Raw genomic sequence first — 22,097 nt, forward strand, 5'->3', positions numbered from 1 at the left:
AGTGCCCCCAAAAAGTTAGACACGGTTATTTCGTTAGGCTGCTTGCTTAAAATGAGTTCGGTATTGTACCGGACTCAATTTTAATTTTGCCTTCATCCGTTTCATATTATAATATTCCATATATTTTTCAAGCTCTTGTTTAAAATGCTCTACACTTTCAAAATCTTTATAATAAAGGAATTCAGATTTCATTATTCCAAAGAAATTCTCTATCACCGAATTATCATAACAGTTTCCTTTACGAGACATACTTTGTTTAATGCCTCTTTCTTGGAGGGTATGACGATATTGTTTCATCTGATAATGCCACCCCTGGTCTGAATGCATTAGAAGTTGATGATCTTCTGGTAGACTCTCTAATGCATTCTCTAACATTTCTGAAACAAGTGAATAGGTAGGTCTAGAGCCGATTGTATACGTAATAATTTCTCCATTAAATAAATCTAATACAGGTGATAAATATAACTTTTCTCCAAATAATTTAAACTCCGTAATATCCATAACCCACTTTTCGTTTGGGGCGTCCGCGTTAAATTGGCGAGCTAAATGATTAGGGGCGACTTTACCCACTGTTCCTTTATAAGATTTATACTTTTTCATTCGCACAAGGCATTTTAAACCTAGTTCTTTCATGATGCGTTTTACCTTCTTATGATTCACTTTCTTCCCACGATTGGCTAACTCATCACGAATACGACGATACCCATAACGCCCTTCATGTTCATTGTAAATGGATTTGATTTCTACTTTTAAATCAGCATCTGGATCCGGTTGGTTCCTTTTCTTTACTAAATCATAATAGGTACTACGTGGAATACCAGCGAGCTTTACAAGCTCCTTCACCGAATATTTATACCTTAACTCATAGACTACTTCTGCTTTGTCTTGTTTGGTGACTTTTCTTTGTTTTGAACTAAGGCATTCAACTTTTTTAAGTACTCATTTTCCATCTCTAGTTGTATAATACGAGCTTCCAGTGCTTCCACTGACCCTTTAGCCGGTGTGTGTTTTAGTTGTTGAGTAGATTTCTTTTTCATAGATGGACTCCCCTTTTCTCTCGGTTCAAGAGCTTCTACATCACCAGTCTCCAACTTTTTCTGCCAATCATATACCATTGTATAGCTAGAGATTTTAAAAAGAGCAGCTGTATCCATTAATGACGCACCAGATTGAACCATGTAGTTTAATACGTCTAGTTTAAACCTAACAGAATAGTTTGTATAGGTGTTTTTAAGTCCTTCTTCTCCGTGTAATTCATATAACTTTAACCAATATTGGAATTGCGCTCTGGTGACGCCCATTTGTTTTGCATACTCTTTTTGAGAAATTGCTTTCGAGTTATAGCCTTCATAAAAAATAGCACCTCCAATTGTTAGATTGTGTCTAACAATCGGGGTGCAGTTCAAAACTCGATGCTTTTTAAGCTTAAAACATACTTGTAGTATGCATTGTTTAGTCATCTGAACATTGATGCATAGGCGCTCTTCAAAAGTGTGATACAGTGTATGATACTATTTTATTAATTTTAAGACATCTGCGAGAAATTGAACGCTCAGATAAACCCATAGCTCTGGCAAAGTTGTACTGACTTCCAAATTTCTCAATTATTTTGCCATTCAAGCTTGAATAATCAAATGTCATGTAATCACTTCCTGATGAGTTCAATTGTTTTGGGGTTAAATTATACTTATTAGATTATTAATTAAATATGCTTTTTTATATTTATTGTATAAAAGTGAATTAATAACAAGATAATATAAATAAGTTCTTTTTAGGAGGTAGGGTCAATGCCTAAAGATACAAAGCTTGGTAAGGAAAAGTTTACAAAACGCCATAAACTTACCATTAAGAATTATACCCATGATGATGTTGAAGGATTTCCAGGCTTTACATTCAGATTAATTTGGACAAGAGATGTTCATCAAGAATATGATGAAACACCTAGATTAGAACCTCAGCAAGAAGATACTAAAAAATCTCGTGGAATTGGAAATGGCGGTAACAAACGACATTTTGATGTGGAAGTTAGATTACTTACTCCTGAAAATGAAGATTTATATGTTGGTTTTTTTACACATGATTTTATTGCTCCACCAGGAGATAATGGACAAAAACATGATACTTTAATTAATTTTGACGTAAATACATGGAACTTTTATCGTAAATATATGGTGATTGAAAATGAAACTCCAACAGAAAAGATAGAAATTATTGGGCCATTACCTGCAAAGGCAAAAGGAATTGTAGAAGCAATATCCCAATGAGATTGTATATTATTATTATTATTAAAAAAGCGAAATCCTTCTAAATAGGATTTCGCTTTTTTAATTTTCTTGGTTATAAATTCGATTGACAAAGGTCCCTTTTCTTGAACAGTTCGACTTTTTAAATATCTTTTATCATAATGTCATTTCACGATGGTCTGAAATTACTTAATAAATACAAAATTCCTCAGGTCTATAATTATTAATATGTATATTATTTATCCTTTTATTAAATCATAAGGTAGTTTTAATAACGGTAGCTTAACTTGAAGAAGCCAACCAAAAAAATCGAAACTTGCTTAGCGTATAAAATGCGAAATGTTGGTGGTATACAGAAATAACAAAATACATGTGATATATTATTTTAATAGTTAGCGTTTTCACTATAGAAGAGATTTTATAATATAAGGAAAACACCTACTAATTATTAGTTATTTCAGTTATAATTACCCATAAATAACAAATGTGTAATCTATCTTACTTATATTAGCAGAATGCAAGCAGGACGTAGGGTTCAGTATATATTCGAATTACACACAATATAAGATATGGGTAATTAAATTAGTCTAGGAGGGATTTACATGAAAGATAATAATCCAGTAATTGTTCAGCAAAAGGAGATTACTGAGGTAGGCCCATTAGTTGATTCATTCTCAAAAGGTCTTCAACAATACTTAGAAACGCTGAATTTACCATCGAATGATGTATTGGTGCAACCAGAAGAAAGACTTAATGTATTAGATAACGTTCCGAGAGTTGTAGGGGATTTAGATCAAGAGTTAAAAGATAGATCTCTATACATTTCAAAATTTATTGCTGCTTGTAGTGCGGGTTTGTTTGATGCCGCACTAAATTTTCTTTGGAACGAAACAGTCATAAACCTAAGAACTAAAGTAATCAGATTTGATATTAATTATTTCTTAGATAGTACCGTAACAGATACCAAGAGAAGAGCTACATTTAAATCAGAAGATGACTTGAAAAAGCTTGATGAATGGGAGCTAATTAAAGGTTGTAAGGATACAGGTATTATTACTGAAATAGGTTATAAGCATTTGGATTATATTAGGGATATGAGAAATCACGCAAGTGCAGCACACCCAAATCACAACGATGTGGACGGTTGGCAGCTGACAAGTTGGTTAAATACCTGTATAAAAGAAGTTTTAGCCAAAGATCCTGAAGGACCTGTTTTAGAAGTTAAAAGGTTATTAAATAATCTTAGAACAAACCAGTTAACAACTGATGATTTACCTCCTATTAAGACAAATATAAGTATGCTTCCAGTGGAATTAGTAGATTCCACGTTAAGAGCTGTATTTGGAATGTATGTTGACCCATCTCTAGATGCTCGAATAAGAAACAATTTAAAGCTTGTTGCTCCATCTTTATGGATAAACTGCTCCGAAGAAACTAAAAAAGATTTAGGATTAAAATATGCTATATATTCAGCAAATGCGGATCTACCTAGAAAAGCAAATGCTCATGAATTTTTACAATTTGTTGAAGGCCTTATGTTCTTGCCAAAAGAACATATAGCTGTTGATATGGATACAGCATTAGACAGTTTACTTATGGTTCACAATGGCATGAATAATTTCCATAATGAGCCACCGCATGCTCGTTTAATCGCTGCGTATGTACCAAACACTGGTGATGTACCACTATCGTTATTGAGTAAGTATGTTAAGGTACTTACAATGTGCGCTGTTGGTAATGCTTGGGGCACATCTAATGCTGCTTATCCTTATTATGAGGAGATGCTTAATCGATTCACTGAAGTTCAAATTAGAGAATTCGCTAAACTTGTAAACGATAGCGATTTTAAATCAAAGTTACAATTCAACCGATGTGCTAGTGCTTATAAGGAACTTATTGAGAAATTTATACCTAGAGTGGCTGATCCTAAATTGCTGCAAGTGTTAGAATATTTAAGAAAGAAATCTTCTAATAACTTGCAAAATGTTTCTAATGAAACAGATTTCAAACGAATTGTACAAGACATATAACTTTGGCGGACAAATGGCAGAATGATGGCAGGCAATTTGGTTATAGATAAGTTAATATGATATTAGGCAATACAATAAAGGCGCTCTTTCAAATGAGGGAGGCGTCTTTTTCTACGTAAATGACTGAAAAGGATTGGTTAGAATTAAGGGCGCTAACCGTGATACGTACAAGTGTAGTAAGGGTGAGGTAATCATAAATAATAGAAAATAATGCAGGAATTCCCTTCTTTTTGTCGAATATAGTAGACGAAAGGGGGAAACAAAAGTGAAAAAAGAAACATTTCAATCGATCTTAGGATTTTTAATGATTATTGCGTTTTTATATGGAGGCTATAAACTGGTGGTTTGGGTAGTTTCAACTATTCAACCTCAGGTTGCAGCAACCATTCTCACTGGTGCTTTTACGATATTATTGACCTCAGCGTCTATCTTGGTGTCCAGAAGTTATGAAAGTAAGTCAAAAATTAAAGAAGAAAACAGATTAAAGAAAATTCCTATATACAATAGATTTTTAGAATTTATGTTAGGTGTTTTAGCTTCAGAAGGAGATGTCTCCACAAAAGAAGTTCAAGGATTTTCAAAAGAGTTCAATCACAATCTATTAATTTGGGGCTCTAAAGATGTTGTTAAAAAGTATGGATTGTGGAGAACGAGATTAGTTCGTAATGCAAATCAACCAGAAGAAACTAAAGAAGATCCAATTGAAGGTTTGTACGAATTTGAACAATTAATAATTGAAATTCGAAAAGATCTAGGTCATAAAGATAAGAACGTTGAAAGAGGAGACTTGTTAAGAGTCTTTTTAAATGACTTAGATGACAGGAAAAAAGCATCCGAATAATGTGCTGAACCCCAAAAGTTAGACTGAAATATTTAAGTAGCTAATTGGCTGGTATGGAGACGGTATTCAACTGAACTCATACCAGTCAATTTTGCTTTTATTCGATGATTATTATAGTGAAAAATGTAATCATTAACTGCTTGTTCAAGCTCCTCAAATGATCGATACACTTTACCATAATACATTTCCTGTTTCATTATCCCAAAGAAATTTTCCATTGGTGAATTATCTAGACAGTTGCCTTTTCGGAACATACTTTGAAATATCCCATTCGCTTTTAATTTGTTTACATATTGTTTCATTTGGTAATCCCAGCCTTGATCTGAATGTATAGTTGTTCGATAGGGGCAATTCTTTATAGCTTCCATTGTTTCATCTAAAGCATCCATAATCGCTCTTGCGTTCGGGCGTTTGGATAAACGAAAGGATAGAATTTCACCATTAAACATATCTAGAAACGGATTTAAATAAGCCTTCTTTATCATTAACGTTCCTTTTGAATCCGTTGTATAATATTTGAACTCCGATGTGTCCGTTGTTAATTTTTGACGTGGTATGCTTGTATAAAATCTACGATTGATAATGTTTTTCGAAATCCTCCCTATAGTTCCTTTATACGTGCTATATTTACGAGATTTACGGGTATAGGAGGAACAAGTAATGCCAAGTTTATTCGTAATCCGTAAAATCTTTTTATGATTGACGATAGAACCTCTCTTGCGCAATTCCATATCTATACGGCGATAGCCATAGTTTCCATTATGTTTGGCTATTATATCTTGAATCACTTTTTCGATCTCTTCAGTTGGATTGGGTTCCGCAAACCGTTTTTGCCAATACATATAGGTCGCCTTTGGAAAACCTGTTGCTTCAAGAATAACCGCTAATTTGAATTCTTTTCTGAGTTCTTGGATGATTCTGGATTCTGTTTTAGCAGTCGGATCGGAATATTTATCCCTGAAGCTCGGAGCTTTTTTAAATAGGCATTCTCTGCACGCAGTAATTCTATTTCTTTTAAAAGTTGTTGTTCCTTTGTCATATTTTTCTTCGTTGTATTCTTTTTTGTTTTTTTATTGGACATGGATGGCCGCCCCTTTGATTTAGAGAGTCCTTCAATGTCTTCCGTTTGCCATTTTCTCCACCAATTATAAATGATAGTTGGTTCTGTGATGCCAAACTTTCTAGCTACTTCTTGAAAGGAATCTCTTGTTCTTAACTTATAGTTTAAGACATCTAACTTAAATTGAACAGAATATATTGCATTTGTTTTTTTGGTAGCTAAACCCTCTCCCCCAAATTGCTGGAAGGCGATAACCCATTTTTTTATATTCGTTCGGCTTCGAACTCCAAATCTCTTAGCTAAACTAGTATACCCACCTTCCCCTGCTAGATAAGCATCCACTATTATTTTGTTTGAAAGCTTCATCGTATTTGACCATAAAAAACACCCCAAAAGTTAGAAGTGGTCCAACTTTTGGGGTGCACATCATCTCTTATGAGATGGCTTTTTATTTTGAAAAGGAGGAAAAGTAATGTCTGGAAATCTATCACATTTACCAAAATTCAAAGACGTAAGAAATAAGCTTAAAAAAACATCCAGCTAAAAAGTTCCCTGTATTAACCTTAGCAGGCAAGACAACAATTGCTTTGCACCACAGTTAACAAAACAGGGAGCAGGTGGCTCAAACGCAGAAGGCTATGCAAGGTATCATGTCGATACACACGGATGGCCAGGTATTGGCTATCATTATTGCATTGAGCCAGACGGAACTATTAAATGGTGTAATGACCTTGAATTAAGAACGTACCATGTAGGTAATCATAATAACTATTGCGTAGGTATTGTATTAACGGGAGATTTCCGTTATGAGGACCCAACAAAAGAGCAAGAGGACAGCTTACGTCGTTTAGTGTATGCATTACAAAAAGAATACTCTAGCCTAAAACATATTAAAGGACATCATGAATTTAGTGGTTATGAGTGGAAAGCATGCCAAGAGTTTGATTATAAAAAGATTCTGAATGAAAAAGGATCTATTCCTAGTCAGTCTAGTTTACCATCTACTTATAAGATTCAAGAAGGTGATACGTTCTGGAGTATTGCTAAAGGTATGAAGGATTTATCTGTAGATGATCTGAAAAAAGCTAATCCGAAAGTAGATCCGACTAAGCTGAGAGTTGGACAAGTGATTAATTTAGGGAAGGCTAAGAAATATAGTGGATCTGGTGGTAGTTCTAATAAAAGCAAAAAAGCTAATTTGAAAGTAGATGGATATTGGGGAACAGCGACAACTAAAGCATTGCAAAAAGCTCTAGGTACTGTTCAAGATGGAGTAATTAGCAATCAATCACGAAACAAGGTTACTGCAGCTATTGTGAGTGGTATTACATTTGGTAATGGCAGTAGCACAGTCATTAGGGCATTACAACGCAAAGTAGGCTCTAAAGCAGATGGCTTGTTAGGGCCTAACACAGTACGCGCATTACAAAAACATCTTGGTACACCAGTTGATGGTAAGATCGGTAAGGCGTCATTGATGGTTACAGAATTACAAAAAAGTTTGATTAAAAATATATTTTAAACAAATTAAGTCAACATTTTTAAGTTAAATGGTGAAAATAATTTTGCTGAAAATAGTTAAAAGGAACGAATTTGGCGAGAGATCCTTTTAACTATAAGGAAATCAAAAGAAATTTTTAATAATTTTAATTGTTTAAAAGTATAATTTAAATATGGTATGATATACTATAAATGAAAACGTAAAAAAATTACGGGAGTGAGTATGATGCTGAAAAAATTCACAGTATCAAATTATAGAATATTTGAAGAGCCTATAACGATAGATTTTTCTAATGTAAGAGACTATACGTTTAATCCAGAGTGCATTAAAGACGATTTAGTTAACAAAGGAATGATTTATGGAAAAAATGCAGTTGGAAAAACTAACTTAGGGAAAGCGATTATAGATATTAGGTTCACAGTACTACCTAATGAAATAAAATATCCAACAAATATCGGTTTTTTGAATGCTAACAGTAAATATAATTTTGCAAAGTTTGATTATGTTTTTATAATCGACGGCCAAGTTATAAATTATATATATGAAAAAAAGTCTGCAAATGAATTGAAATTTGAATGTCTAAAGATAGATAATCAAGAGCTTTACAGCTATGATTTCGAGGAGATGAGGGGGAATTTTGAGAACTTAAAAAAATATAAGGATTTATTACATTTAAACCTTGATGAGTGGGATACGGATATTTCTATATTAAGATATATACTAACCAATTCAAAGTTAAATAATTTATATATATTGAAGCAGTTAAGAGAGTTTATTAATGGTATGGCAACTCTTCGACCAACTGATCAAACTACGCGATTTTTAGGACCGAAATTTAGTGATGAGGGTATAATTAAAACTTTAATAAACAACAATCTAATAGATGATTTAGAAAAATTTCTCATTAGAAATGGTATAGACATCAAACTAAAGGTTGATTCTACACCCGATGGAGATGAGAAACTATACATAAATTATAAACGTCCTATTGAATTTGTGACTAATGCATCGAGTGGGACTAAAGCTCTAACAGCAATATTTTTAGTCCTATCAAATTTGAGTGAGATTAAATTTTTGTTTATTGATGAATTTGACGCTAATTTTCATTATGAGTTAGCTGAAAGCATGTTGGAAAGATTAAAGGAAATAAATGATTGTCAAATTATAGTTACAACCCATAATACAGACTTAATGAACAATAAATTTATGAGACCAGATTGTTATTATTTAATGCTCCCGAATAAGATCATTACAATGCCAGACGCAACCCCTAGAGAGCTGCGACAAGGTCACAATTTAGAGAAGCTTTATCAAAGTGGAGAATTTATTTAAAGAGGGGAAACTAAATGGTTAAAACAAAAAAGGTCTTATTATTAGTTGAGGGAGAGAAAGTAGAAAAAGAACTGTTTGATCATTTATATACACTATACGGGCTAAAACATATTGAAATAGTGTCTTATAAAACAAATATTTATGCTTTCTATAATAGATTAAGAAAGGACTTTTCTGATCGACAAGGAAACATAGATTTTGATAGTATTGATTTACCTTTATTTTTAAATGATTATTTAAAAATAAATTCTGATAATCCTCTAAGTGAAGTGGATTTTTCTGATATTATATTAATATTTGATTTTGATCCACATGATCCGCAGTTTCATCGTGATTCACTAATTGAACTTCTTGAGAATTTCGACAACTCTACAGATAAGGGGAAGTTGTTCTTAAACTATCCAATGGTTGAGTCATATAAACATGTTGATAACTTAAATGACGATTCTTTCTTGAAAACAACTGTCACCTTAGAGAATATTAAATTGAGACATGGTAAGACTAGCGCTTACAAAAAAATGGTGGATGAGAGTTCTTGTGTTGGTGAAATTAAATTACTAGATAAAAAAACTACAAATTCCTTAATGGAATTACATAGAAAAAAATTAAATTATCTAACACAAGGTTTGAATTTTAATGATCTTAATAAGTATAGATTACTTTGTGAAAAACAATGCAGCAAACTAAGTAGTGAAAAGTTAATTTGGGTTATTAATACTAGTTTACTACATATGTTAGATGAGTATGGATATATAAATTAGAAATTATTCAACATAATTCATTAAGTTCAAAAATCTATTTATAAAAAATAGTTAACGATCAAATTATTTAGAATAGAGAAAACCTATATCTAATTAAAGAATTAAGATAAACCCATATTCCTTTTATAAGAAAGTACCGCTAGAAGGTGCTATTCTCATAAATTTAGAGTTTTATTATGCAACTGATTGGATGGTCGGAGTTCAGGATTGTGTGGGACTTAAACCATCCAATTTTATTTTTATTCGTTCATTCACTGTAATAATTAATAATCGCCTCCTAATTTTAATTCTTGTGATTTAAATAATTCCTCCAATATCAAAAGCAGTTTCTTTCGAATAGCCGGATTAAATTAATTCCAGTATTCATAAAAGAGCCCAGGTATTAAAAAACTGGGCTTAATACTTACTATTTAAATAACTTTCTCAACATCTTCCCTGTTGCTTTTCCAGCCACTCTTCTACCAACACGCTTTCCAACGCGACCTTTTCTAACCGCATCCACGTCGTTCCATATCCTTAACATCTTATAGATCTTTGATTTAATGTTCACTTAATCATCCTTACAGTTTTATATCTTACGATTTCTTGCCTTATTAGAAACGTTATATAATAATATCATGTTGATTAAAGTGTAACAAATCATTTATAAATTAATATAAATTCTAAAATACAAATAGAAAGTTATGGTAATATAGGTGATGATGTTATTTATTAGAGTAGTAATAATATATATGTTGCTTGTAAATTTTAATTAGACAGGTGTGATTTAATGAAGAGTCAAATTTATGATAACCTCCCTTATGATTTGACAAAGGAAACAGACTTATTTGGAACACAGTTTAAAGCTGAAACAATTCCATCAATACTTGATAGTAATATAGAATATTCTGATAGTAACAATTTTATCAGTCTGTATGGTAGTTGGGGGAGTGGTAAGACCTCAATGATGCGTTACATAGGCTCGAATACAAAAAAATATAATACAGTTTTTTTTGAAGCATGGAAATATGAAAATGACAGTAATCTTGCATTGTCATTATTGGAGTGTAACCGTCAAGTAGTTTTGAACACTTTTTGCTAATTAATTTTGGACACTTTCTGCTTGAAACAGAGATTCTCGATATTTAATTCTATGACTTGCTCCATCAAAATGGAGAATTTCAGAACGGTGGAGAAGGCGATCCAGGATCGCCGTGGTAATCCCTTGATCTCCTAGTAATTCTCCCCATTCTTCAGGTCCTTTGTTTGATGTCAGAATGATAGAACTTCGTTCATATAAATGATTGATTAAATGAAAAAATAAGTTTGCTTCATTTTGATCCATTGCCATATACATAAGGTCATCAATGATAACTAAATCGGCACCTCGAATACGTTTCATTTTCAACTGAGATTTCCGAAGGTATTCCTCCGATTTTAATAAAGGAACTAATTCCCCCATTGATACAAAAGAAACGCGTTGCCCTTTATTAATTGCTTCTAAACCTAATCCGATTGCTATATGCGTTTTGCCTACTCCTGGTGGACCTAAGAATATCAAATTAAATGATTCATCTAGCCAATTTAACTCTTGTAGCTGTCTCAGTTGTCTCTCACTAAGTGAGGGGAGTTCCTCAATATTAAATTCAGCTAAACTCTTCTGATAGGGAAAAGCAGCCCATTTTAAGTGCTTTTCTATCATTTTTTCTTCCCGACGTTTTTCTTCGTATATAAGCATTTCACGAAGGAACTCCTGATATGTCCACGAATGTGATTCAGCTTTCCTTAAGAAAGATGGAAGCTCTTTTGATGTTTCAGCTAATCTGAGATTTTGAAGTTGTTTTTGTAACCTTTCAACGGAATACCCCACTTCATGCACCTCCTAAAATTCGCAGGTAACTATCCAATTCTCTTACAGATGCTTTCTCTTTAATGAACTCAGAAGGCACTTCTGTCGCTTGAATATCTCTTAATGCTGCGGGAATTTCTTTCTCTTTTTGCTTTGCTAAATGTATTGCGATATCATGTAAATCATTCGCACTCCATAAACGCTGTAATAGAAAAAGTAGATGAGTTATTAGGAAAAGAAGGGAAAAGAAAAGAAAAGCACCTACCGACTGAGTAGGTGCTGATTGTATTCCGTGATACTATAAATGATACAGTTTTAACCTAAAAATAGTTTTATTCTTATTTTCTCTAAACCACCGAAATACTGATATATAGGTGTTTTGTTGTATTTTTATAATTATATTTTTACTACTAAAACATACTTGTAGAGTGCTTAGGCTGAATTCTAGCTTTAGGATCCATAAAAGCTTTAGCGTTATTAACAGCTGTAGGGCCTTCACCAAAGCCTGCAGCGATAAGGTTTACCTTACCTGGATACGTACAAATATCTCCAGCAGCATAAATGCCAGGGATATTTGTTTCCATTTTCGAATTAACGACAATACTGTTCTTATCAATTTCTAATCCCCAGTTTTTAATTGGGCCTAAAGATGAAATAAATCCATAGTTTACAAGAACATGGTCAACATCTAAAATAACTTCTTTGTCACCTTTGACCTCTTTCAAGCGAACTGATTCAATTTTATCTTCCCCAATTAAACTTTCAGGTACATATGGTGTCATAATGTTCACTTTAGAATTCATTAAGTTCTCTACACTAGCTTCGTGTGCGCGGAAGGCATCTCTTCTGTGTACTAATGTGACTTCTTTTGCAATATCCTCTAGCATTAAGGCCCAGTCTACTGCTGAGTCACCACCACCAAATAATACAACACGTTGATCGCGGAATTTTTCCATTGTATCAACAAAATAATGAAGGTTTGTATCTTCAAATTGTTCTGCATTATCAAGAGTTAATTTACGTGGTTGGAATGCTCCATTACCACCAGTAATGATGATTACTTTAGAAAAATGTTCTTCTGTTGGTGTTGTAATACGCAATGTTTCTTCATCTATACGTTCAACTGTTTCAACAGATTGATTTAAAACAATTTCTGGTTTAAATAGTTCTGTTTGTTCCTTTAAATTATCGACTAATTCTTGTGCTCTGATTTTTGGAAAACCAGCAACATCATAAATATATTTTTCAGGATAGAGTGCACTAAGTTGCCCACCAATTTGTGGTAAACTTTCGATGATTTTGACAGAAGATTGTCGTAAACCACCATAAAAAGCGGTAAACAAGCCGACAGGACCTGCACCGATTATTGTTATATCATAAACTTCATTTGACATCGTTAGATTCCCCCTAATGCATTACATCAATGCCACTTATTTTACCACAAGTTCTATTAGAATGTCATTATTACTAGTTTGGCATGCATAAATTGCGTTGAAAGTGCGAAGGAATAAGATTGTTCAAAAAAAATTTATAAAATCAATCATATTGGTTGAAAAATGTCGTAAAAAGGTCTAACATATACTCTGGACTAATTATTAAGCATATTGTACCATCATGTGATAGTACGTGAAATATATCACGAATTATTACAAAAAATACTTAAATGGATGTGAGAAAGATGAATAAACCTAAAATAGTTATATTGGGGGCAGGATACGGTGGCCTCACAACTGTAGCAAAATTACAAAAAAAATTAGGTGTAAATGATGCACACATTACTCTTGTAAACAAACATGATTATCACTATGAGTCAACTTGGTTACATGAAGCAGCTGCAGGTACATTGCACCATGATCGTAGTCGAGTACAAATTTCTAGCCTTATTAACTCTGCTAAAGTTAACTTTGTGCAAGATACAGTAACAGCGATCAAACCAGATGAGAAAAAAGTAGAATTAGAAGATGGAGATGCTCTTGAGTATGATTACTTAGTTGTTGCTCTAGGCTTTGAAGCTGCAACATTTGGCATCCCTGGTTTATTAGATCACGCGCTTACAATTGGTAGTATCAACAAAGCTCGCCAAATCCGTGAGCACATCGATTATCAATTTGCAACATACAATAACGAAGCAGAACCGAAAGACGAGCGCTTAAACATTGTTGTCGGTGGTGGTGGATTCACTGGTATTGAGTTTGTTGGTGAATTAGCTAACCGTATTCCAGAACTTTGTAAAGAGTATGATATTGACCGCAGTAAAGTAAGACTTATTGTTGTAGAAGGTATGAATTCCATTATGCCTGGTTTCGACCCAGAATTAATCGAGTATGCAATGAATTCACTTGAAGCTCGTGGGGTAGAATTCAAACTTGGCGCTATGTTAAAAGAAGTTCGTGAAGATGGTATTACAATCGAACAAAATGGCGAAAAAGAAGATATTGCAACAATGACAACTGTATGGGCTGCAGGTGTTCGTGCTAACCACTTAGTAGAAGAGTCTACTTTAGAAGATAATCGTGGTAAAGTGGAAGTTACACCAGAATTACGTGCTCCATCACATGAAGATGTATTTGTAGTAGGAGATTGTGCGTTAGTATGGAATAAAGAAATTGATCGTCCATACCCACCAACTGCTCAAATTGCTATGCAAGAAGCGGAAGTTTGTGCTCACAACTTAGTAGCACTTGTAAAAGGCGGCGAAATGGAGAAATTTGAATTCATTAACCGTGGTACAGTATGTTCTTTAGGTGAAAAAGATGCAATGGGTTCAATCTTTGGAGGAAAACAAATCTACGGATGGACTGCATCATTCATGAAGAAAGTAATCGATAACCGTGCACTATTCAAAATCGGTGGTGTAGGACTAGTACTGAAAAAAGGTAAATTCAATATCTTTTAATAAAATGGCGAAAAGCAGAGGGTAATCTCTCTGCTTTTTTATGTCAACTAATAAAAACATTGTTGCACATGTTTGTTTGGCAGTATAGAATAAAGAAAGAGTAATAAGGTTGAAATGGGTTAGAAGAGGAGTATTTGGCTAATGATTCAATTATTTATTTCCGTGTTATTATTTTTTGTGCTTTTTTTCGGTATTAGTTTTATCCTTAATATGATTCTACGCCAAACATGGTTAATGGTATGGGTGTTTCCGATTATCGTATTCTTTATTGTAAACGATGTACCTTTTTCTACATACTTTACGGAACCAAGCAATGCTTTTCCTACATTGTGGGATGAAATCGTTTCCTTGCATATTCAAGATATGATTATTTTAATAGCTGGTTTTATTGGCACGATTGTTGCAGGAATGGTGATAAGGTTTTTGCGAAGAAATGGTTATCAAATGTTTTAAACAAGAAAAGGTATATTATTGATAGTTAGTGGAAAAGATTACACCTAAGAGAGGTGTGATCTTTTTATGTTTATATGGAAAATCGCTAAAAATGTATGTATGATTGGTTTATTGATTGGCGCATTATTGTCTAGTTTTAGTATGGTGTCAAATCTGTCGGCTAAAGAAGTAATGGCTAGTTTGAAAGAAGAGACAGAAGAACGGTTTATGACAGAGCTACAACAGAGTCGAGAAGTATCTGTGAGCAAAAAAATGGCTCAACATAGTGATAATCGAGTTACGTATATTTCTAGTGAAGAAATAGCAGGTCCGGCAACATTAGAAGATACAATAGATTTAGATCAATATGAAAAACATACTGTTACAGCCACTGGCTATACAGCAGGGCATGAATCAACAGGTAAAACAGCTGATCATCCAGCATATGGTGTTACATTTTCAGGTGTAAAGGTGACGCGTGATTTATATTCTACGATTGCTGCTGACTTAACTATTTTTCCGCTCGGTACCGTTCTCTATATCCCTGATTATGGATATGGTGTTGTAGCAGATAAAGGTGGGGCGATCAAAGGGAATAAAATTGACCTATATTATCCTACTGTTGCAGACGTATATGAAGAGTGGGGCAAAAAAGATGTTGATGTCTATGTAATTGAATATGGTGATGGAGAGCTAACAGAAGAAGCGCTGGAGACGTTGAATAATACAGAGTCATTACAAGTGTTTAGACATTTATATAAAGCAGAGTAATAGAGGAAAAGCACTCAGAGCTAGACTAATACTTTCTTTACCAACAACGAAAAAAACAGGAACGGGAGTGAGCACTCTCGTTCCTGTTTTTTTAGAATAACGGATAAAGCAGAAAGGCTAATATCACTCCTGTTAAGCCACCGAAAAATACTTCGATTGGCTGATGACCGAGAAGTTCTTTTAACTCCTTTTGTTTTTCGTATTCCCCTTTTTTTGACCATCCCTTTGCCTCAGAGACAAAGTGGTGAAAATCTTTTACAAGTGTGTTTAACAAGATTGCTTGCTCCCCAGCCTGTCTACGAATACCGGTCGCATCAAACATGATGATAACAGCTAGTACACATGATACAGCGAAAAGCCCTGATGATACTCCGTGTTCGATCCCGATTCCTGTTGTCACTGCTGTAACCGCAGCGGAATGGCTACTTGGCATACCACCTGTACTAAAGGCTAAGCCGACATTGAATTCTTTCGTAGCAAAAAAATGCAAGGGAACTTTTACAACTTGGGCAAATACAATGGCAATCAAAGCTGCCCAAAGTGGGAAATTTTCAAAAAGCTCCAAATTAGAACATCCTCCCTGTCTCTTAGCTGGGTTTCGTCACTATGTAGTTCTTAACAATACTATGTATAACTTATGTGCATTACTAATATTATAGCACAGCCTGATCGTGTTTAGTATTGATTTGGTCAGTATTTAACATGCATTTAATAATTGGATACTATCGAATAAGAACGTTTGAAATACATAACTACTTAATAGCAGTTTCTAGTGACAATTCAATCATGTCATTAAAGGTAGTTTGACGCTCTTCAGCTGTTGTTTCTTCGCCGGTAATCATATGATCGGAGACAGTTAGAATTGATAATGCTTTACAGTCAAATTTAGCTGCTAATGTATATAAAGCTGTAGATTCCATTTCAATGCCTAAAACATTGTATTGATCAAGTAATTGTACTAGTTCTTTATTGTTGTCACGATAAAAATTATCACTTGCGAAAATATTTCCAACTTTAGGTGTAAGTCCTTTGTCTACACTGATGTCATATGCTTTCTTTAGGAGATCAAAGTCAGCGGTAGGGGCGTAGTCAATCCCGCCAAAGACCATTCTATTCATTTGTGAATCTGTAGAAGAACTACTTGCAAGAATGATATCTCGAACGTTTATATCTTTTTTGATCCCACCACAAGACCCAACACGAATTAAATTTTTTACACCATAGTTTTGGATTAATTCGTTTACATAAATAGAAATAGACGGTAATCCCATACCAGTCCCTTGAACAGAGATATCTTTTCCTTTATATGTACCTGTGTAACCATACATGCCACGAACTTCATTGTAGCAAGTTGCATTTTCTAAGAAGTTTTCGGCGATATATTTTGCTCTCAGTGGATCGCCAGGCAGTAAAATTGTCTCTGCAATTTCTCCTTGTTTAGCTCCGATATGTACACTCATTTAATAAAAGTCCTCCTCAAATAGGGAATTTGTTATAATTAGAAAATAGCATAATGAAAAATTAAATACAAATAGAACCTATAGTATACTTCTGTGGAACCCTTTTCAAAAAAGTGCTGTTTTTTGTTTCTTAAATTTTATTTTTCGTATATAATAGTTGTAAGTTAGTCATTTCGCAATTGTTACAATTGTATGACTGTTTAAAGATGAACGAGGAGGAATCGAGAATGAAAGAACAATCATTTACTATTCAAAGTGACACAGGTATTCATGCACGTCCAGCAACATTATTAGTAAATAAGGCTGGTCAATACGAATCACATGTGGAATTACATTACAATGGTAAAACAGTTAATTTAAAATCTATTATGGGTGTTATGTCACTTGGTGTACCTAAAGGAGCAGAAATCCGTATTACTGTTGATGGTAATGACGAGGGAGAAGCTCTAGCAGGAATTGCAGAAACAATTGCAGAACATTTAGGAGAATAACAGGAAAAGCTAGTAATTACTAGCTTTTTTTGCATATTTAGCAAGAAAAGAAGCTAGTCACACAAACACTAAAGTTTCTAATAGCTAAAAAGGAAGTGGTTTATGATGATGGAATTTTTGTATTTTCCAGAGGATAAATCGTTGTACATTCCTTCTGTCATTATGTTGATTATCTTTATGGTTGGAGCTGCTATTACGATGTATTTGATCAAGAAAGCTTCTAAAAAAGAAGAAGAAAAATGGAAGCGAGAGTATGACGATCAACTGGAGTGATTAAGTTTACCTCTACTTGTCTATAATAGTAAATGGATAAGTGAAGAGAGGTAGATAAAATGAAATACTCATTACTTTATTATTGTTCCATTGTATTATGTATTTTGCTTGTTGGCTGCCAAGGTGAGGAACGTTCTCCGATAGAGGTACGTTTATATAATCAAGATCTTGATGCAGTGGGAACGGCTAATTTTAAGGAGCAAGATGATTCTGTCGCAGTTGAGATTAAAGTAGAAGGTTTAGCGCCTGGTTTTCATGGAATACATATTCATGAGTTTGCTAAATGTGAAGCGCCTGATTTTCAATCTGCAGGTAATCATTTTAATCCAGAAGGTAAAGAACATGGACTGATGCATCCAGATGGTGCTCATCTAGGTGATTTGCCTAATATTGAAGTGGCTGAAGATGGAACGGCTGATGTGGAGTTAGAAGTCCAAGGTGCTACCTTAATGGAAGGCGATAAATCGTTGCTAAGAGAAGATGGTACTTCGATTATTATTCATGCAGATGCAGATGATGGTATTTCACAACCCGCTGGAAATGCTGGAGAACGGATTGTCTGTGGCGTTATTTCCATAGAGGAGTCAGCAGACAAGGAAAAACCAACAGATCCTACTGAATCAAACGTTGATGAAGATGAAGAGGATGATAATTAAAGAAAAAAGAAACGAATCATCAGCAGTAGCTGGAAATTCGTTTCTTTTTTATCATGGTGTAAATGGACGCTCATTTCCTAATAGGTCTTCATTGTTTTTCTAATGCTGCTAATATTCTCTCCGTTCCTTCTTTTACTGTTGATAGTGGACAGGCAACATTCATTCGCATAAATCCAATACCTTCTTCACCAAATGTCGCTCCGTCATTCAAGCCGATTTTTGCATCTTTTTGTAAGAATTCTTTTAACTCGTCTTGAGAAAGACCTAGTTTTCGGAAATCCATCCAGACGAGGTATGTACCTTCAGGACGAGTTATTTCTACCTTGTCGTTATCTTGAAATGCATGTACGACATAGTCAATATTTTCTTCTAGCTGTGCAAGTAACCCATCAAGCCATTCGCGTCCGTTGTTATAGGCGGCTTCGATAGCTGTAATACCCATTGTGTTTAACATATGTACCCCTTGCTTGTTAAACGATTGCTCTAATGCTTCGCGTTTTTCTTTATCTGTTACAATCACATAAGATGCTTGTAATCCCGCTAAATTGAACGTTTTTGTAGGGGACATGCAAGTAATGATTTGATCTGTCATTTCCTCATCAATCTTAGCGATTGGAATATGTTTGTTCGGTTTGTAAACAAGATCAGCATGAATTTCATCTGCTAAGATTAGCACATTGTATTTCTTACAGAGTGCCACAATTTGTTCTAATTCTTCTTGTTTCCATACACGTCCAACCGGATTGTGAGGATTACATAAGATAAAAGCTTTAACCCCTTGCTGCAATTTTGCCTCAAAGTCATCGAAGTCCATTTCATATTTACCTTCATGAACTTTAAGCTGACTTGTTACCAATTGGCGATCGTGTCGTTTCACAATATCATAAAATGGTGGGTAGACAGGTGTCTGAATTAATACTTTGTCTCCTTGATGAGTAAAGGTCTGGATTGCCATATATAACGTCGTGATGACTCCTGGGCTATATAGAATCGAAGCGCTTTTGACTTGCCAATCATGTTTATAGTCTAACCATCCCGTTATCGCATTTTGGAGAGCTGGATCTGCAAAGGTATAGCCAAATACACCGTGTTGTACTCGTTCTACAAGCGCGTCTTTTACTGCTGGTGGTACTTCAAAATCCATATCAGCAACCCACATTGGTAAGACATCTTTTGAACCGTAAAGTGATTGGACTAGGTCCCATTTGACTGCTCTTGTATTTCTTCGTTCAATTTGCTTATCAAAAGAAAATGTCATCTTTATCGATACTCCTTTATAACTATTAACGATTCTTTCTACTATTCCATCATATTGCTTTAAATGGAAAAAGTCTAATACTCAAGCTCACATTACGTGGATCCAATTAATTTCGCTATTTCATTAGGTATTTCTTCTGGAAGTAAATGACCGGTATGATCAAAAGTAGTAAGAGTTGCGTTTGGTAAATACCTTATGAGTTCATAGCCTATATGACAAGGAACGATTTCATCTTTTCTTCCCCATACGATGGAAGTAGGAATCGAGATGTTGAGCAATGCTTCTTCAGACAAATCACCTTGATGATCGTGTAAGACTTTTACTAAACATGGATAGATCGTTTTATCTAAAAAAGGTTTTTTATAATGCTCCAGCATATCATCCGTAATTAAGTAATCGTGATAGATAGAATGGCGGAGCATTTGATAGACACCTTTACGCTTTAAAAGTTCCCTTAGCACAAATGGAGAAAAAGGGACTTGATAAACAATATTGGAAAATGGAGGTGGTTGTCTCATAAAACTACATGGTGCTAGCAAATAGAGGTGCTTGACATTATCAGGATATTTGTATGCAAAACGTAAGCTAATCTGTCCTCCCATAGAGTGGCCGACAAAAATTGCTTGTTTAATCGATTGCTCTTTCATTAGGTGGTGAATAGCATCGACCATTTCTTCATAGCAGAATAAACAGTGAGCATTTTTACTACTTTCACCAAAAGGGGGGATATCAATGGTGAGAATTTGAAAGTTTGTTTGTAGCAAAGGGATTAATTTACGAAAACTATAGGAAGAAGCTAATAAACCGTGGAGCATAATAATAACTGGTTTAAGTGGTTGCTTGTGAAAAGTATAGCTGATGTCGTGTCCTTTATATTGCATCATTATTGATTACCTCGCCCTCGCTATCGAAAAGTAAGGAATAGATGTATGTGTACTGTTGTAGGTTACGCATATCGATTATCATCTATTCAGTAACGAAAAAAAAATAAGCAAAGCGATAAATCGCTTTGCTATCCAGGGGGAATACGAGAAAGTCTTACACAATTATAAATTGCCCAATTATCACTTTTTTAAACCTATTTTTGAAAAATAATTTTTGGGCTTAACGGAGAGAATGTTTATCCATCTGTTTCTTGCTATCTTTTGCTATTTTTATCTGAAGTATGCTAACATTACATAATGTTTAAACAGTAAAAATCGGCAAGTAAATGTTAGAGGAGTTGGAAGGATGTCAGAGAAATTTCAAATAGGTGACATTGTGGAGGGAGTAATTACGGGAGTTCAGCCTTATGGTGCTTTTGTCTCAATGGGGGAGCGGGCACAAGGACTTGTACATATATCGGAAGTGACGAATGGTTATGTAAAAAATATTAATGATCATGTGAAAGAAGGAGATCAAGTTAAAGTAAAAATTATTGAAATCGACCAATCGGAAAATAAATATGCTCTATCTATCAGAGCTTTAGAAGGTGAAAAACAAGAAGCAGCGATAAATCCTATTTTAGAAAAAGAGGGCGAGCATGGGTTTCACACATTGAAGGATAAGCTTAAAGAGTGGATTAAACAATCTGAATAAAATGAAATACCTGTATCGTGATAAAGTGAGACTTCAATCAGTGGGAGTTTTTGACACCAACTGATTGTTAGCGAAACTTATCAGGGCGTTAGCGTCCGTTTATCCCCCACTTAGCTTCTTTGTTTTAACTCGAATCTTGAAGAGGGGGTATTACGGACTCCTGCATCGTGATAAATTTGACTGGAAAAAAATCGTGGAATTCATTAAATTGAATGAAGTTCCACGATTTTTTCTTATGCCTCTTTATTCGAATCAAAAAGTGATGCAATACTAATTATCCCTGCGATTCCGACAATCGTATAAATAATTCTGGCAAAGGTACCTTCTTGACTACCACCACTAAATATAGCGGCCACTAAATCGAACTGAAATAGTCCGATTAGTAACCAATTAATCGCACCGATAATAATAAGGACTAAAGCAAATTTTTTCATAGATAACCCTCTTCTCTGTCATGAAAGTTGATACCTTCCTTATTTTGTTGCAGTTGATTTCATTTTATACAAAGAATATTTCTCGTTAGTAAGGGAGAAATTTCGCATGTGCTAAATTTCGGAAAAAGGAAGGAATCCGTTAAAAAACTTAGCAAATGCTCCATTCTTTTAAGGAGGCGTTGTAACATTTTTATTAAGTTGGGTGTTGCATTGCTTGATTTAACACGAAGGATTCGGTACATTTAAAGAGTG

At 34.3% G+C, this 22,097-nt stretch carries 23 protein-coding genes and 2 pseudogenes; 14 read left to right on the forward strand and 11 right to left on the reverse strand.

The features are described from left to right. Nucleotides 1-33 precede the first annotated feature (33 nt). Together SH601_RS02065 and SH601_RS02070 are read right to left on the reverse strand one after the other, a co-directional pair. Nucleotides 34-1,370 (reverse strand): IS3 family transposase gene (locus SH601_RS02065; protein WP_413775088.1). Its coding sequence is split into 2 segments (ribosomal slippage): nt 34-920 and nt 920-1,370, totalling 1,338 coding nucleotides; the frame shifts between segments, so codons are not numbered across the junction. Nucleotides 1,371-1,503: 133 nt separating this feature from the next. Beyond that, nucleotides 1,504-1,641: pseudogene (locus tag SH601_RS02070) on the reverse strand (DUF739 family protein); the annotation flags it as partial. 146 nt (nt 1,642-1,787) lie between these two features. On the opposite strand from SH601_RS02070, the gene SH601_RS02075 reads away from it, so the two are divergent. The 3 genes from SH601_RS02075 (at nt 1,788) to SH601_RS02085 (ending at nt 5,114) form a co-directional block, all read left to right on the forward strand. Then, complete coding sequence (locus tag SH601_RS02075; protein ID WP_319956563.1) at nt 1,788-2,264, forward strand: hypothetical protein; 477 nt, start codon at nt 1,788-1,790, stop codon at nt 2,262-2,264. 581 nt (nt 2,265-2,845) lie between these two features. Beyond that, nucleotides 2,846-4,273 (forward strand): hypothetical protein, encoded by a 1,428-nt coding sequence (locus SH601_RS02080; protein ID WP_319956564.1) that lies wholly within the window; start codon nt 2,846-2,848, stop codon nt 4,271-4,273. A gap of 265 nt (nt 4,274-4,538) precedes the next feature. Next, complete coding sequence (locus SH601_RS02085; RefSeq protein WP_319956565.1) at nt 4,539-5,114, forward strand: hypothetical protein; 576 nt, start codon at nt 4,539-4,541, stop codon at nt 5,112-5,114. Nucleotides 5,115-5,146: 32 nt separating this feature from the next. On the opposite strand, the gene SH601_RS02090 is transcribed toward SH601_RS02085, so the two are convergent. Both SH601_RS02090 and SH601_RS02095 read right to left on the reverse strand, forming a co-directional pair. After that, nucleotides 5,147-6,118: an IS3 family transposase gene (locus SH601_RS02090; protein ID WP_319956839.1), complete on the reverse strand. Its 972-nt coding sequence runs from the start codon at nt 6,116-6,118 to the stop codon at nt 5,147-5,149. Nucleotides 6,119-6,258: 140 nt separating this feature from the next. Beyond that, nucleotides 6,259-6,540: pseudogene (locus tag SH601_RS02095) on the reverse strand (helix-turn-helix domain-containing protein); the annotation flags it as partial. Nucleotides 6,541-6,730: 190 nt separating this feature from the next. Here SH601_RS02095 and SH601_RS02100 point away from each other — a divergent pair. From SH601_RS02100 to SH601_RS02115, 4 genes are all read left to right on the forward strand, one after another. After that, on the forward strand, nt 6,731-7,696 hold the full coding sequence (locus tag SH601_RS02100) for an N-acetylmuramoyl-L-alanine amidase (protein WP_319956840.1): 966 nt from the start codon (nt 6,731-6,733) through the stop codon (nt 7,694-7,696). 204 nt (nt 7,697-7,900) lie between these two features. Continuing rightward, nucleotides 7,901-9,007: an AAA family ATPase gene (locus SH601_RS02105; protein ID WP_319956566.1), complete on the forward strand. Its 1,107-nt coding sequence runs from the start codon at nt 7,901-7,903 to the stop codon at nt 9,005-9,007. 14 nt (nt 9,008-9,021) lie between these two features. After that, nucleotides 9,022-9,768, forward strand: coding sequence for a hypothetical protein (locus tag SH601_RS02110; protein ID WP_319956567.1), 747 nt, complete (start codon nt 9,022-9,024; stop codon nt 9,766-9,768). 769 nt (nt 9,769-10,537) lie between these two features. Continuing rightward, on the forward strand, nt 10,538-10,849 hold the full coding sequence (locus SH601_RS02115) for a P-loop NTPase fold protein (protein WP_319956568.1): 312 nt from the start codon (nt 10,538-10,540) through the stop codon (nt 10,847-10,849). On the opposite strand, the gene istB is transcribed toward SH601_RS02115, so the two are convergent. Together istB and SH601_RS02125 are read right to left on the reverse strand one after the other, a co-directional pair. Further along, nucleotides 10,850-11,617, reverse strand: a complete 768-nt coding sequence (istB, locus tag SH601_RS02120) for an IS21-like element helper ATPase IstB (RefSeq protein ID WP_319956569.1) — start codon at nt 11,615-11,617, stop codon at nt 10,850-10,852. A gap of 389 nt (nt 11,618-12,006) precedes the next feature. Beyond that, a complete protein-coding gene (locus SH601_RS02125; RefSeq protein ID WP_319956570.1) occupies nt 12,007-12,990 on the reverse strand; it encodes an NAD(P)/FAD-dependent oxidoreductase in 984 nt (327 codons plus the stop codon). Nucleotides 12,991-13,274: 284 nt separating this feature from the next. Between SH601_RS02125 and SH601_RS02130 the strand changes: the two genes are divergently transcribed. The 3 genes from SH601_RS02130 to SH601_RS02140 all read left to right on the forward strand — a co-directional run bounded on the left by SH601_RS02130 (nt 13,275) and on the right by SH601_RS02140 (nt 15,695). Beyond that, nucleotides 13,275-14,492, forward strand: coding sequence for an NAD(P)/FAD-dependent oxidoreductase (locus SH601_RS02130; RefSeq protein ID WP_319956571.1), 1,218 nt, complete (start codon nt 13,275-13,277; stop codon nt 14,490-14,492). Between the two features lie 141 nt (nt 14,493-14,633). Beyond that, nucleotides 14,634-14,945, forward strand: coding sequence for a YuiB family protein (locus SH601_RS02135; protein WP_319956572.1), 312 nt, complete (start codon nt 14,634-14,636; stop codon nt 14,943-14,945). 66 nt (nt 14,946-15,011) lie between these two features. Further along, on the forward strand, nt 15,012-15,695 hold the full coding sequence (locus tag SH601_RS02140) for a 3D domain-containing protein (RefSeq protein ID WP_319956573.1): 684 nt from the start codon (nt 15,012-15,014) through the stop codon (nt 15,693-15,695). A 91-nt stretch (nt 15,696-15,786) separates the two neighbouring features. Here the strand turns inward: SH601_RS02140 and SH601_RS02145 are convergent, their stop codons facing one another. Both SH601_RS02145 and deoD read right to left on the reverse strand, forming a co-directional pair. Then, nucleotides 15,787-16,260, reverse strand: coding sequence for a divergent PAP2 family protein (locus SH601_RS02145; protein ID WP_319956574.1), 474 nt, complete (start codon nt 16,258-16,260; stop codon nt 15,787-15,789). 187 nt (nt 16,261-16,447) lie between these two features. Next, complete coding sequence (deoD, locus tag SH601_RS02150) at nt 16,448-17,155, reverse strand: purine-nucleoside phosphorylase (RefSeq protein WP_319956575.1); 708 nt, start codon at nt 17,153-17,155, stop codon at nt 16,448-16,450. A gap of 227 nt (nt 17,156-17,382) precedes the next feature. Between deoD and SH601_RS02155 the strand changes: the two genes are divergently transcribed. The 3 genes from SH601_RS02155 (at nt 17,383) to SH601_RS02165 (ending at nt 18,575) form a co-directional block, all read left to right on the forward strand. After that, the gene (locus SH601_RS02155; protein ID WP_319956576.1) at nt 17,383-17,646 is read left to right on the forward strand and encodes a phosphocarrier protein HPr; all 264 of its coding nucleotides are present in this window, start codon (nt 17,383-17,385) and stop codon (nt 17,644-17,646) included. A 102-nt stretch (nt 17,647-17,748) separates the two neighbouring features. Further along, nucleotides 17,749-17,919: a hypothetical protein gene (locus SH601_RS02160; RefSeq protein ID WP_319956849.1), complete on the forward strand. Its 171-nt coding sequence runs from the start codon at nt 17,749-17,751 to the stop codon at nt 17,917-17,919. Between the two features lie 59 nt (nt 17,920-17,978). Beyond that, the gene (locus tag SH601_RS02165) at nt 17,979-18,575 is read left to right on the forward strand and encodes a superoxide dismutase family protein (protein WP_319956577.1); all 597 of its coding nucleotides are present in this window, start codon (nt 17,979-17,981) and stop codon (nt 18,573-18,575) included. Nucleotides 18,576-18,663: 88 nt separating this feature from the next. Here SH601_RS02165 and SH601_RS02170 read toward each other — a convergent pair whose 3' ends face one another. Both SH601_RS02170 and SH601_RS02175 read right to left on the reverse strand, forming a co-directional pair. Further along, nucleotides 18,664-19,833: a MalY/PatB family protein gene (locus SH601_RS02170; protein WP_319956578.1), complete on the reverse strand. Its 1,170-nt coding sequence runs from the start codon at nt 19,831-19,833 to the stop codon at nt 18,664-18,666. A gap of 92 nt (nt 19,834-19,925) precedes the next feature. Beyond that, entirely contained in the window at nt 19,926-20,717 is a 792-nt protein-coding gene (locus tag SH601_RS02175; protein WP_319956579.1) for an alpha/beta fold hydrolase, read from the reverse strand. A 346-nt stretch (nt 20,718-21,063) separates the two neighbouring features. Between SH601_RS02175 and yugI the strand changes: the two genes are divergently transcribed. Then, complete coding sequence (gene yugI / locus SH601_RS02180) at nt 21,064-21,411, forward strand: S1 domain-containing post-transcriptional regulator GSP13 (protein WP_319956580.1); 348 nt, start codon at nt 21,064-21,066, stop codon at nt 21,409-21,411. 233 nt (nt 21,412-21,644) lie between these two features. Here yugI and SH601_RS02185 read toward each other — a convergent pair whose 3' ends face one another. Then, nucleotides 21,645-21,845, reverse strand: coding sequence for a DUF378 domain-containing protein (locus SH601_RS02185; protein ID WP_319956581.1), 201 nt, complete (start codon nt 21,843-21,845; stop codon nt 21,645-21,647). Between the last annotated feature and the right edge of the window lie 252 nt (nt 21,846-22,097).

This window comes from Gracilibacillus pellucidus (assembly GCF_033949965.1).
Lineage (GTDB): Bacteria > Bacillota > Bacilli > Bacillales > Amphibacillaceae > Gracilibacillus > Gracilibacillus pellucidus.